Consider the following 12,684-nt stretch of genomic DNA (forward strand, 5'->3'; position numbering starts at 1 on the left):
AATAGATGTACTACGCTGTCTCGGGGTGGGTCAGATTTAGATGAAAACGGTGGGTCAAGATTCGGTGGAAATCAACAGCGTTCGCCCGCTACGGACTGCCGGACATCGTAAACACCGATCAGGGCAGTCAGTTCACGGCGGGCGCGTTCACCGACGCCGTGCTGGGCCGACAGGTCCGGTTGTCGATGGACGGCAAAGGGGCTTGGCGCGACAACGTGTTCATCGAGCGAGTCTGGCGCAGCATCAAGTACGAAGAAGTCTATTTGAAAGCGTACGAGTCGGTCAGCCACGCCCGACGCTCCATCGACGACTACATCGATCTGTACAACCGGAGACGGCCGCATTCGAGCCTGGCGGATCGGACGCCCGATGAGGCATACTTCGCGACGCTGCCTGCGATCAAATCGGCAGCATGATTGCCTCGGACGTTCCACTTAAAAATCTAAGAAAACTGTCCGAACGAGCGAGACCACCTCTGTTTTCGCGGCTCAACTCCTTCGCACCGGGGAACGCATCTTCGAATACAAGGGTGAGGTCATAACCTGGCAATCAGCGATTCAGCGCTACGAGCATCGAGACGATGACGGCCACACTTTCCTGTTCGGCCTGTCTGACGGCATGGTTAGCCAACGGTCCGCGCCCAAGTGGCTCGTCGATAAGAATCTCGACGACTACCTGATTCGCGAGGTACCTAGCGTTGACGTCTCCGGTTCGCGTCCTTTGCAAGCTATGTCGAAGATTCGAGCATGCGTCAACTGAAGCAGTGGCCCAGTCTGGCACAAGCAACAGTGCGGAAGTCTGGAACTATTTGCGAGACGTCCTGACACAAAGCGCACACGAATGCAGATTCATCTTACGGAACGGCAGCCCCTCTTGATAATTGTTCAGAAATGCATCGATCGTTTCGTGGAAATATTTCCGGCACCGATTCCTCCAGTTTCGGTGATGGCGCCACTCGATACTAGGCGTCATGGTTTTCCCCTGTGTTTTGTATACGGTTATCTGACCCACGCGGACATCAACGATCACCTGCCCGACAACTTTACGCAAACAGCTGCGATGGAAACGATCGTCAGCACGTTCAGTGACATGGGAGTGGCCGTCTACGAGCAGGCGCCGGACGCGGAAGCGCTCCTGCTGAGCGACGCCGCGCCGGCCGCGGCATCCGATGATCAGGCGGACGAGGAAGCGGAAGCCGCACTGTCGACCGTCGATTCCGAATTCGGCCGCACGACCGATCCGGTCCGGATGTACATGCGTGAAATGGGTGCCAGCGAGTTGCTGACACGCGCTGGCGAAATCGAGATCGCACAGCGTATCGAAGGCAGCCTGCAGGACATGATTCAGGCGATCGCCGCGTGTCCGTCGGTCGTGTCGACGGTTCTTGCCGATGCGGACCGCATCGCTGCCGGTGAACTGCGTATCGACGAACTGGTCGATGGCATAAGCGACGCCGCGGAAGAAGGGGACGTGCCCCTGGAGTCCGATGACGTCGAGGTGGAAGAAGACGCCTCCGACAATGACACGGACGGCGACGAAGTGGACGCGGACACCGGGGATTCTGAGAAAGCGAACGCGGCCCGCCTCGAATATCTCACAAACGACAGCCTTGCGATTTTCGCGCGCGTGCGTGCCCTGTTCGACCAGTTGCCGGATGCGCCCGTTACCGGCAAAGCGCGTTCCGCAGCCGTTGCGCACGTGCGCGCCGAGATCCAGCGCGAACTCGCGCCGATCCGCTTCACCGCCAAAACGATCGATCGCCTGTGTGCCAGCGTGCATGAACAGGTGACCGAGGTCCGTGCAATCGAGCGCAGCATCCTGACGATCGCCGTCGATCGCTGTGGCATGTCACGCGAGGCGTTCGTCGAGTTGTTTCCGGGCCATGAGACCGACCTTGAATGGACCAGCCGCACGGCGGCGACTTCGCGACAGTGTGGCGCGGCACTCGAGCGGCATCTGCCAGCCATCCAGGCCGGGCAACAGAAGCTCATCGACATAGAGGCTAAGATCTCGCTGCCACTCCAGCAGCTCAAGCAGATCAACCGCCAGATGAGTGCCGCTGAGTTGAAAATGCGGCAGGCCAAGCGGGAGATGATCGAAGCGAACCTTCGTCTCGTCATCTCGATTGCCAAGAAATATGTGAACCGCGGCATGCAGTTCCTGGATCTGATCCAGGAAGGCAACATCGGCCTGATGAAGGCGGTGGACAAGTTCGAATACCGGCGCGGCTGGAAGTTCTCGACTTACGCGACCTGGTGGGTCCGGCAGGCAGTCACGCGTGCGCTTGCCGATCAGGCGCGCACCATTCGCGTGCCGGTCCACATGATCGAGACGATCAACAAGCTAAACCGGATTTCGCGCGCATACCTGCAACAGACCGGCCAGGAAGCGCATCCTGCTGTCCTCGCCGAGCGCATGGAGATGTCCGAGGAGAAAGTGCGCAGCATCCTCAAGATCGCCAAGCAACCTGTGTCGCTCGAGACCCCGGTGGGCGACGATGCCGACGCGACGCTCGGCGACATGATCGAGGATGCCTCCGCGAGTTCACCGGCCGAGGCCGCGATTCACGCGAACATGCGTGCGGCGATCGACGAGGCGCTCGACGGGCTGTCGCCGCGTGAGGCCAAGGTTCTTCGGATGCGATTCGGGCTCAACACGGCCTCTGATCACACGCTCGAAGAGGTCGGCAAGCAGTTTGACGTGACGCGCGAGCGGATCCGTCAGATCGAGAGCAAGGCGATGCGCAAGCTGATGCACCCCAGCCGCGCGGACAAGTTGAGGCCCTTCCTCGAGCGTTGAGCCAAGGCGGAGGCGGGTGCCGCCCGCTCTTTCGACGCCCTACTCCAGCCCCGCAGCGTTCACGCATGATTGATCCGGGATGTCGTCGCATGATGGAGCGCGGTCAGAGGGATTAAGGAGGCGATACCGTGTGGTTGGGAGTGCATACAGAAAGGCATGCGGCTGTTCGTCGAGGTGGAGGACCGCGGTCGTTGATTGCGTTGCGACACCCAGCGGTTTGCGGAAATTTGCTAGCTGCACTCCTGACATGTGTGATTCACGGACATCGTTTCAACTAAGACGAGGGTCGGCTAGTCTTGGCCTGTCCGAGCGCAGCTTTGTTACTGAGGCTGATCCAATTTCCACCAACAGAGAAACAGAAAAATCAGAGGGCTCCGAAGCCCTCTGATCTCCGGTCATTGACTCTGAAGAAGAGTCGCGAAGCGGCAAATTCGATTACGCGCCAGACGTGACCTTGAGACCAACAATTCCGAGCACGATGAACGCGGCACTGGCTATGCGAGCGACGCTGGCAGCCTCGCCCATCATCACGATGCCGAGTATGAATGCACCTACTGCTCCGATACCGGTCCATACGGCATAGGCCGTGCCGAGCGGCAAATGGCGCATGGCAACTGCAAGAAGCCAGAAGCTACCCAGCGCCGTAACGACCGTGAACACCGACGGCCAAAGTCGGGTGAACCCTTCGGATGATTTGAGGCCAGTGGCCCAAGCGACCTCAAGCAAACCAGCGATAACGAGAAGAAACCAATGCAACGGGAATACTCCGTAAAGAACGGGGTCGTCCCCGACAAATGGACGAGCACAAGGACCCTCTTGCACCCGATGTGAGGTCGTCCACACACGAGAAGAGTCTAGCAGCCCGTTAAGCACAATGAAAACATGTGAGTTCAACTCACCATGAATGTCAGATTTTGTCGCTTTTCTGCATATTTGCGATTTTTTATAATGACTTCGCGTGACGATGCAGAGCGCTCGGCATTCATGCTCAATCGCGCTGTCGGACCGAATTAGTCCGTGGCACTTGTACCGGATTTGAGGCAAACGATGGTTGATACGTTAACCAACATGGAAGAAGAGGCAAATCGCCGTGCTGCTGCCATCCTGGCAGGCAGCTCGCCGATTCCACTGCAAGACGGACCGAAGTGGATTGGAAGAATCTCGAGTGACAGAAAGAGTGATGGAGTGAACCCAGGCTACCCGCTGCAGGCCAACCTGTCCGGCCTGCTGCTTGCAATGCGGCCGGCCAATGTGATGCTGAGCAGCATTGAACCGTATGAGAACGGCTGGCTAGCCAAGTCAACCCCAGACAGCGATGGCAAATACAGCGGATATGTCTACATCGACGGTAGGAAATCCATCGAGATGGTAGGCGTATTGCACGTGGGTCCGTGGCTGACTGAATCCCGGACCTGGTGGCCGGGCGTCTACGAGTTGCAGCTATTGAAGGAACTTCCCACAACAGTCAAACAACTCATTAGCCAACTCGAACTGCCGGCGCCACTGTATCTTTTCATGAATTTGGTCGACGTTTCAGGAACAGCAATCGTGACTGAGTCTGACGACGGCATTGAACGCCCATTCCCAATACCGACAGACTCCGGGACGATCGGCTTCACGCCCGTTCTGCTAGACAAGCTGACCTATCACGAGTCGGTCGTGAACGCTCTCAATAAAATCCGACGGGTTATCGGACTAAAGATCAGTCGACCGTTTTATCTGTAAGCAAATTTGAGCGCGAAGACCTTGGCGTTGCCTTCGGGACTTTGCTAGGGAAACACTGATTTATCCGGCCCGGTGGTCATCGCTGGTGCAGCCGAGGACGTTGCAGAAGATAGTTCACGGAACAAGCCCACGACGATGAAACGGCAAATGAGCTTCGCGGAAGCGGAAAGCGCGGGCAAGAAGCGTGTGACCCAGCGTCGGCGTTTCCTGGACGAGATGGAAGCTCGTGCCGTGGTCGCGATTGCTGACGGCAATCGAGCCGTACTACCCGAAAGGAACTCGCGGCCGCCCGCCGATCGGTCTGGAGCGGATGCTTCGAATCTACTTCCTGCAGCAGTGGTACAGCCTGTCGGACGAAGGGCTGGAGGATGCGCGCCAAGCGGCTCCGCCTGAATGGCGGAGCGCTATCGGTCGGATCAGTTACTTCGCAAACGTCGCGTCCAGCGCCGCGGAGATATCTGCGATGAGATCGTCCGGATCTTCGAGGCCGATCGAGAGGCGCAGGTGACCGTACTTCTGGAATTCGGCGGGATACTTTTCTGCCCCGCCTCGGCCATCGCCACCGACGTGAACGATCAGTGTCTCGTCATGCCCGAGCGATACTGCGGAGGTAACCACGCGGAGGTTCGCGACAAAGCGGTTCTGAACGTCCGGGCTACCTTCGACGGCGAATGCCATCATCGCACCGAAGTTCGTGCCGCCGAATTGGCGAACCGCCACTTCGTGCTGCGGGTGCGACGCGAGCCCGGGGAACATCACATACGCCACGCGAGGATCTGCGTCGAGAAAGGCTGCAACCTTTTTTGCCGACGACAGCTGGCGTTCGAAACGTAGCGGCAAGGTCACCGAGCCGCGCATGATCAGCCAGGCGTTGAAGGGCGAGATGGTCGCGCCCAGATCGACAAGAGCGTTGTGCTTCAGCTCGCGGATCAACGCAGAGCGACCGATCACGGCCCCGCCCATCGCGTCGCCGTGACCGTTGATATACTTGGTCAACGAATGAACAACAAAGTCGGCGCCATGCTCTGCGGCCCGATACATCGGCGCCGGCGTAAACGTCGCGTCGACCGACAACATCGCGCCACCACGATGCGCGATCTCCGCTACTGCTTCGATATCCGCAACCTTGGTCGTCGGGTTCGCAATCGTCTCCGTATGGACGAGCTTCGTATTCGGGCGCATCGCTGCCTGGACGGCCGCGAGATCGCCCATGTCGACAAACGTCGCCTCAATCCCGTACCGCTCAGGCAAAAGCTCCGCGAACAACCGCCACACCGCTTCATAGGTCACGTCACCGAGCACCACGTGATCACCGCTCTTCAGGAACGTGAAGAAGATCGCGTGAAGCGCTGCGACGCCAGTAGCAAACACGGCTGCTTCTTCACCGTGCTCCATCGCAGCCAGCTTCTTCTCGAGGCAGACCTGGTTGTGGCCGGCATTGCGCGTGTACGTCAGCCCGTCGGGGCTCGACCAGTCCATGGTCGACGGATCTTCGGGCAGGAGATACGAATTCGCCATCACGAGTGGTGTACGAACCGCGCCCGTCGTCACGTCGGCTACGTTGCCGCCATGGACCGCCTGAGTCGAAAACGACAGGGTCGACAGATTCCCCTTGTCCGGGCGTTGTTGCTTACTATTGTTTGACATGTTCCACCTGTTACACAATGAACGGGAATGCATTCCCGGGTTAGTCGTTTGACGCCAATGCCTGCCCGCCGTATTCGCGCGACTTGGCTTGTCCACTGACAGTCACTTCGCCGTTTGCAATGGCCTTGACGCGCTTGCGGACCAGATACCAGCCCACGACCAGCACCGCACCGTAGAAGGGAACGGACGCGATGGTGAAGGTCCCGACCGGGTAGTCGAGTCCGATCAGCACCAGAATGAACACGAAGAACGCAAGCGTCGCGTAACCGCTGTACGGGGCAAACGCCATCCTGAATTCGGGCCGGTCGACCAATCCGTCTCGCGACCATTTCCACAGCTTGATCTGGCACAGAATGATCGTTGCCCACGAGCCGATCAGCAGCACCGCAGTCAGCGTCATTGCGATCTCGAACGCTTGGCCGGGAACAAGTGCGTTCATCAGGACGCCGACGGACGACGCAGCGGTGGTCAGCATGATTCCCGAGAACGGCACACCTTGACGATTCATCCTCGCAAGGAATGCGGGTGCCGAACCGGACATCGCGAGCGAGCGCAAGATGCGGCCAGTCGAATAAATGCCAGCGTTGACGGAGGACAGCGCCGCGGTCACCAGAACGAGGTTCATGATCGCGTCCGCGCCCGGCACGCCAATCGAGCCGAAGAACGTGACGAACGGGCTGACGCCGGCGCGATAGGCGGTGTGTGGCAACAACATCGCAAGGAGAAGGACCGACCCAATGTAAAACACGACGATTCGAAACAGCACGGCCCGAATTGCCTTCGGCATGACCGTCTTGACGTCCTTTGCTTCGCCAGCCGCAGTGCCGATCAGCTCGATGCTGCCGTACGCGAAGATTACGCCCTGCACCATCACGATGGCGGACAGCACACCGTGCGGGAACCACCCTCCGTTATCGTTGATCAGCGTGATCCCGACTGAATGCCCTGGAAGTGGCGTACCGAAGAGCACCATGTAGCTCCCGACACAAAGAAACAACACGAGGGTCGCCACTTTCACGAACGAGAACCAGAACTCGAGCTCGCCAAAAATCTTGACCGACAGCAAGTTCAACGATGTGATGAAGACCAGGGTTCCCAGTGCCAATACCCATTGCGGTATGCCATCCAGGAACGGCACATAGGCTTTGAAGAAGCCGATGTACAACGCGATGGCCGTCAGATCGGCAATTGCAACTGTCACCCAGTTGGTCCAGTACATCCAGCCAGCCGCATAGGCCAGCTTCTCACCGTAAAACTCGCGAGCGTAGGAAACGAAGGACCCGGTTGTCGGCCGGTACATCACCAGCTCTCCCAGCGCCCGAATGATCAACCAAGCGAAGAATCCGCACACCGCGTACACAAGAACCAACGACGGTCCTGCCTCTGCCAAGCGAGCACCCGCCCCCATGAACAGCCCGCTTCCGATCGCGCCGCCAATGGCGATCATCTGTACCTGACGTGGCCGCAACGTCTTTTGGTAGCCTTGATCCTCGCTTCCCAGCTGCACGTCTGAAACCGCCGAGCGCGACGCTTCAGCTCTCGATTGATTGGCGCGAATATTCGAAATCACTAATATTGTCTCCTTCCGGTGTGTCTCCGGAGCTCGACCGGCGATTCGGATCGAGCTCCGTTTGCAAGCAAAGCGGCTCACCATTTACGGTGAGCCGTTGGGGCAAACATTTACTGCATTAAATCAACGCCCCGTCTTGCGGATGCAGACAACCTTCGGTTGCGTCATGTCCTCGTACGCGAATCGCACACCTTCACGTCCGAGGCTCCCATACTTGAAGCCGCCGAACGGCATTGCATCAAAGCGATAGTCCGAAGAGTCGTTGATCATGACCCCGCCTGCCTCGAGCTTGTCGGCCGCCTTCAGGGCGATCTCCAGATCCTTGGTGAAGATTCCGGCATGCAGGCTGTACTCCGGGCGATTCGCCAAGTCCAGTGCTTCATCGATCGAGTCGATCTTCTGCAGCACAACGACCGGGCTGAAGATTTCCTGAGTCCACAGATCGCATTGGAAGCTCACGTCCTCGAGAACGGTCGGCGCATAGACCGAGTCGTCACGGACGTTGCCGCACAGCAGCTTCGCGCCCTGACGAATTGCATCGTTGACGACACCTTCGGTGCGTCGCGCGGCTTGAGCCGTGATCATCGGGCCGACATCGGTATCCGGCAGCGCGGGGTTGCCTGTCTTCAACGCTTGGGTAAGCGTAACGAAGCGCTCCTTAAATGCGTCGTAAATTCGCGAGTGGATGAGGATCCGTTGCGTGCCGATGCAGTTCTGGCCTGCAGCCCAGTAAGCACCTGACACGCACGATTCGACAGCGTCCTCGAGATCGCAGTCGTCCATCACGATGACGGGCGCGTTACCGCCGAGGTCCATCGCGAGTTTCTTCACACCAGCAGAGCGTGCGATCTTTTCGCCCGTCACGAAGCCACCCGTGAACGAGATCATCCGTACATCGCGAGCGGAAACGAGCGCTTCGCCCAGGGCCGGACCGCCAGTCGCGATCGAGATGACATTCGACGGCAAGCCGGCGATGTTCAAGTAGTCGACCAGCTTGATCGCAGACAAAGGTGCGAGCTCTGACGGCTTCAGCACGATCGAGTTGCCGCCAGCGATCGCCGGCCCCAGCTTGTGAGCAACCAGGTTGAGCGGATCGTTGTACGGCGTGATGGCAACGATGACGCCCAGCGGTTCGCGCGTGAACCAGCCCTGACGGTTTTCCGAGCCGACGTACGAAGCGAACGGCACGACCTCCCCGCCGTTATGGCGAGCCTCGTCGGCCGACAGCTTAAGCGTATTGACACAACGAAGCACTTCCTTCTGTGCCTGCTTCAGCGTCTTGCCAGCCTCGGCCACGATGAGCTCGGCAAACGCCTCCTTGTCGCGCTCGACCAGTGCAGCACAGGTCTCAAGGATACGGGCCCGTTCATGACGCGGCAGATCACGAGACACCTTCGCACCGTCACGAGCGATGTCGATGAGGGACCCAGCACGCTCCGCCGGCATATTCACGACGGTACCAACCTGGGTGCCATCGAACGGATTGTTGACAGCAATAACGCTATGGGACGCGGTGGCGGGAAACACAACGTTGTTCATGTTCATTTCCCCTGTGCGACTTTCGCTTTGTGGATGCTGATGATGTCAGCGAGCAGCGCGTATGCGGTTTCCACACGGCCGGCGCCCGGGCCTCGCACCGTCACATCGCCCAACATGCCGGTCCGGAACGTCACGGCATTGATGGCATCGCCCACCGCTGCCAGCGAGTTTTCCAGCGGCAGCAGTTTGGGCTCGACGCTTGCGCGCACCGTGCCGTCTGCCAGCTTGGACGCGCTACCGATCAGCTTCCACCGCGCATTTGATGCAGCCGCGTCGTGGATGCTTTGCAGCGTCAAGCCGCTGATGCCCTTGCACGATACGTCGGCCGGCTTGAGTTTTGCATCGAGCAACTCGTTGGCCAAGATCACGACCTTCAGGCGAACGTCATGCCCTTCGATATCGGCAGTCGGGTCAGCCTCCGCATAACCAAGACGCTGGGCCTTCTCGACCGCTTCGTTGAAGCTGAGGCCGGACTCCATGCTCGACAGCACGAAATTCGACGTTCCGTTGAGAATGCCTTCGAAGCCTTTCAGCTCGGACCCGGCAAGCAGTTCCTTTGCGAGGCGGATGACAGGCGTGCCGCTCATGACCGAGCCTTCGTATTCGAAATGCACGCCATTTGCGGCAGCTTCGCGCTTCAATGCTTCCGCATGGAAGGCCACCGGCCCCTTGTTGGTCGTGACAACGCTGATACCCTTGCTCAGCGCAAGCCGGCAGTACGACGTTGCCGGTTCACCATTGACAGCATTGGTGAAGGTCGCTTCAGCCACGATGTCCGCTCCGGACGTCTCAATGACCTGTTCCGCAGCGGCGTCGACGTCGCCACCCGGCAGCTTCGCCAGAGCGCCTTTCTCCGTCGGGAGATCGCGCAGTACGTTCAGATCGAGGCCCTCGGGGCGAACGACCGACCCCAGGTGCAAGTCGCTGATACCGACGACCTTCAACTGGAAGCCCAGTTCGCTTTGCCACTTGGCATTGTTGTCCGCTGCCAGCTGCGCAAGCGCCCTGTTCACGCCGCCAAACCCGATCAATGCAACCTTGTATTCGCTCATTTCAGCACCTTCGTCGTAGTGGAAAGATGACGAAAATGTTATCGAACATGCTTGGCAGTCCAAATATGGCAGCTTGAACGAAATGACGAGCAATTTGCTCGCGAATGTTCAGGACGCTCGATTTGGACGCGAAAGCGTTCAGGCGCCGTGCGGATTGCCTTTTGTTCGGGTCAGGACGAATGAGGTGACGGTATTGAGCACCTCGGGAAGCGCGGATACTTCGTCCCAGAGCTTGTGAATTCGATCAACACTGACTGCTTCAACTTGGAGGACAACATCCAGGTCGCCACTCATGACGTCGCAAGTAACGACTTCCTGCACGGACTGCACGTACTTCAATACGTCCCCGCCCCGCATACGGTCTTTCCGGTACACGAACATCAGGGCTCGAATGGGCTCGGACTCCGGCGTCGCCGATCCTTTCCTGATTGTGTAGCCGCGAATGAAGCCATCGCGCTCCAGTCGCTCGATTCGCAAACGCACCGCGTTGCGCGACAGGTTCACCGTGAGGGCGATATCGTTATGAGACAGTCTCGCGTTCTCCGCGAGTTGCGCGAGGATCTTCTCGTCGACCTTGTCCAGTACACGCTTCATGATCTTGCTCGCAACGCTCCAGACATTCAGATGGCTGCCAGACCGGTGATCTCCCTGGACAGCGCCCGACGCGACCGCACGACATCGACGAAGACTTTCCGACCGCACCAACAGTTCAATATGAAGTTCATTGTAGAGCAATATATTGATCTATGCTAGCATTTTGATTGTCGGCACGAGCAACGTGCTCGCCGGATATTTCCTCAGGCTGGCAACCCAGCCGGTCGACACGAGGATGACGGTTTTCAGCATTAAGACGAGCGAGGTCGGCGCGGGGCAGGATGCGCCTCCTCAGGTCGAATGGATCCACATCACATGGAAGCCCAATGTTCTCTTCCACTTTTATTTTCAAGGCCGGGCAGTACGACGATGAATTTCACACGCTCGATCAGCGGATCGCTGAGATCGCCCGCAGCACCCCGGGATATCTGGGTGAAGAGACATGGGAGAACACCGCTGCCGGACTGATCCAGAACATTTACTTCTGGGAGTCCGAAGAGGCGCTATTGCGGTTGGTCAAACATCCCGCTCACCTTGAAGCCAAGGAGAAGCAGGCACGTTGGCTCGACGGGTATCGGGTTGTCATTGCGCAGGTGCTGCGGGAGTATGGCGATGATCGACTGATAAGCCCCTCCCCACTTAATTCCCACGGTTCCTGACCTGCGCATGGGTAGCGCAACCACCGCCCATGCGCGAGGCGAGTGGAGCAGGCCCTTGAGCGGCGAAAAGCTCATCGCAGTCACAAAGGTGACGGGTGCTACTCGGATACTAGATTCAAGAGCCAGTCCCTCACCACACGACCGACCTTACTCTCCTCAACGGGAGTACGCGCCAGCAAATAGTAGGCAGAGCCGTCCTCGACAAAACCCATCGGTGCCGCGAGCAGGCCGCTCTCTATCTCGCGCCTCACCAATTGCCAGGGGCCGATAGCGACCCCTACGCCTGCAGCAGCGGCTTGAAGGCTGAAATAGAAGTGTTCGAAGGCCTTGCCAACTGCCGGAACGGCATTCTCTGCACGCGAGGCCAGGGTCGCCCACGTTTGCCAAGCATCGGGCCGTGTTCTCGTGTGCAGCACGGTCGCAGAATCCTTGAGGCTCCAGCCCTCGTCTGCGGCGTCGAAAAAATCAGGCACATACTCCGGACGACATACCGGTCCCACTCTTTCAGCAAACAAGCACGTCGCCTCGACATCCGCAGACCACTGAACGTCGTTACGGCGAATCGCCAAATCGATTCCGTCTCCGAGTGCTGGGCCGGATGCGGCAACAAGTCGCAGCTCGAACTGCGGCAACTGCGCCTGCAACGAAGTCATGTTCGGAATCAGCCAACGCATCATCAGTGTTGGTTCGCACGATAGCGTCAAGACGGTCTCGCCGTCTCGCTCGCGAAATTCGCGACACACAGCCCCAATCCGATCGAAGCTCTGCCGCACCGCCTCGGCCAGCCTCTGCCCATCCGGCGAGAGAAAAACACGTCGGTTTCGGCGAGCAAATAATTGAACACCCAGGTCATCCTCCAACACCCGGACTGCACGACTTACAGCACCGTGTGTCACGTGCAATGATTCTGCAGCCCGACTGAAACTCTCGAGGCGAGCGGCCGCCTCGAAGCACACGAGCGCCTGCAATGATGGCAAAACCCTCGTTGTCGCCTGTGTGCTGGATCCGTCCTTGATGCCAGAATTCATCGCTTGTTCCTACCACACTCGCCGACAGACTCGACAAGCCATAACGATACCTGCGTCACCCCTTCCAAAGT

10 protein-coding genes and 2 pseudogenes are annotated in these 12,684 nt (G+C 58.7%); 5 read left to right on the forward strand and 7 right to left on the reverse strand.

Annotated elements, in window-relative coordinates:
* Positions 1-77: 77 nt before the first annotated feature.
* Both DID98_RS35995 and rpoD read left to right on the forward strand, forming a co-directional pair.
* A pseudogene (locus DID98_RS35995) lies at positions 78-416 on the forward strand (transposase); the annotation flags it as partial.
* Between the two features lie 529 nt (positions 417-945).
* On the forward strand, positions 946-2,799 hold the full coding sequence (gene rpoD, locus DID98_RS32895) for an RNA polymerase sigma factor RpoD (RefSeq protein WP_124489744.1): 1,854 nt from the start codon (positions 946-948) through the stop codon (positions 2,797-2,799).
* 435 nt (positions 2,800-3,234) lie between these two features.
* Here rpoD and sugE read toward each other — a convergent pair whose 3' ends face one another.
* The gene (gene sugE, locus DID98_RS32900) at positions 3,235-3,555 is read right to left on the reverse strand and encodes a quaternary ammonium compound efflux SMR transporter SugE (RefSeq protein WP_124489724.1); all 321 of its coding nucleotides are present in this window, start codon (positions 3,553-3,555) and stop codon (positions 3,235-3,237) included.
* A gap of 261 nt (positions 3,556-3,816) precedes the next feature.
* Here sugE and DID98_RS32905 point away from each other — a divergent pair, with 261 nt between their 5' ends.
* The gene (locus tag DID98_RS32905) at positions 3,817-4,524 is read left to right on the forward strand and encodes a hypothetical protein (protein ID WP_124572039.1); all 708 of its coding nucleotides are present in this window, start codon (positions 3,817-3,819) and stop codon (positions 4,522-4,524) included.
* A 135-nt stretch (positions 4,525-4,659) separates the two neighbouring features.
* Positions 4,660-4,897: pseudogene (locus tag DID98_RS32910) on the forward strand (transposase); the annotation flags it as partial.
* A 47-nt stretch (positions 4,898-4,944) separates the two neighbouring features.
* Here the strand turns inward: DID98_RS32910 and DID98_RS32915 are convergent.
* From DID98_RS32915 to DID98_RS32935, 5 genes are all read right to left on the reverse strand, one after another.
* Entirely contained in the window at positions 4,945-6,171 is a 1,227-nt protein-coding gene (locus DID98_RS32915) for a PLP-dependent aspartate aminotransferase family protein (RefSeq protein ID WP_124489726.1), read from the reverse strand.
* A 40-nt stretch (positions 6,172-6,211) separates the two neighbouring features.
* On the reverse strand, positions 6,212-7,741 hold the full coding sequence (locus DID98_RS32920; protein ID WP_221622543.1) for an amino acid permease: 1,530 nt from the start codon (positions 7,739-7,741) through the stop codon (positions 6,212-6,214).
* Positions 7,742-7,864: 123 nt separating this feature from the next.
* Positions 7,865-9,280 carry an aldehyde dehydrogenase family protein gene (locus DID98_RS32925; RefSeq protein WP_260428129.1) on the reverse strand — a complete coding sequence of 472 codons (1,416 nt, stop codon included), beginning with the start codon at positions 9,278-9,280 and terminating at the stop codon, positions 7,865-7,867.
* Positions 9,281-9,282: 2 nt separating this feature from the next.
* Entirely contained in the window at positions 9,283-10,332 is a 1,050-nt protein-coding gene (locus DID98_RS32930; RefSeq protein ID WP_124489729.1) for a homoserine dehydrogenase, read from the reverse strand.
* A gap of 138 nt (positions 10,333-10,470) precedes the next feature.
* Positions 10,471-10,926 carry an Lrp/AsnC family transcriptional regulator gene (locus tag DID98_RS32935; protein WP_124489730.1) on the reverse strand — a complete coding sequence of 152 codons (456 nt, stop codon included), beginning with the start codon at positions 10,924-10,926 and terminating at the stop codon, positions 10,471-10,473.
* Between the two features lie 326 nt (positions 10,927-11,252).
* Between DID98_RS32935 and DID98_RS32940 the strand changes: the two genes are divergently transcribed.
* Entirely contained in the window at positions 11,253-11,585 is a 333-nt protein-coding gene (locus DID98_RS32940; RefSeq protein ID WP_124489731.1) for an antibiotic biosynthesis monooxygenase, read from the forward strand.
* A 98-nt stretch (positions 11,586-11,683) separates the two neighbouring features.
* On the opposite strand, the gene DID98_RS32945 is transcribed toward DID98_RS32940, so the two are convergent.
* Positions 11,684-12,613: a LysR family transcriptional regulator gene (locus DID98_RS32945; RefSeq protein ID WP_124489732.1), complete on the reverse strand. Its 930-nt coding sequence runs from the start codon at positions 12,611-12,613 to the stop codon at positions 11,684-11,686.
* Between the last annotated feature and the right edge of the window lie 71 nt (positions 12,614-12,684).

This window comes from Burkholderia sp. Bp8984, from assembly GCF_003853755.1.
GTDB lineage: Bacteria > Pseudomonadota > Gammaproteobacteria > Burkholderiales > Burkholderiaceae > Burkholderia.

Bases quoted from the DNA above. Each gene is read 5' to 3' on its own strand.
- DID98_RS32935 (WP_124489730.1), bottom strand. From the start codon at position 10,926: ATGAAGCGTGTACTGGACAAGGTCGACGAGAAGATCCTCGCGCAACTC.
- DID98_RS32925 (WP_260428129.1), bottom strand. From the start codon at position 9,280: ATGAACAACGTTGTGTTTCCCGCCACCGCGTCCCATAGCGTTATTGCT.
- DID98_RS32930 (WP_124489729.1), bottom strand. From the start codon at position 10,332: ATGAGCGAATACAAGGTTGCATTGATCGGGTTTGGCGGCGTGAACAGG.
- DID98_RS32915 (WP_124489726.1), bottom strand. From the start codon at position 6,171: ATGTCAAACAATAGTAAGCAACAACGCCCGGACAAGGGGAATCTGTCG.
- rpoD (WP_124489744.1), top strand. From the start codon at position 946: ATGGCGCCACTCGATACTAGGCGTCATGGTTTTCCCCTGTGTTTTGTA.
- DID98_RS32945 (WP_124489732.1), bottom strand. From the start codon at position 12,613: ATGAATTCTGGCATCAAGGACGGATCCAGCACACAGGCGACAACGAGG.
- DID98_RS32940 (WP_124489731.1), top strand. From the start codon at position 11,253: ATGTTCTCTTCCACTTTTATTTTCAAGGCCGGGCAGTACGACGATGAA.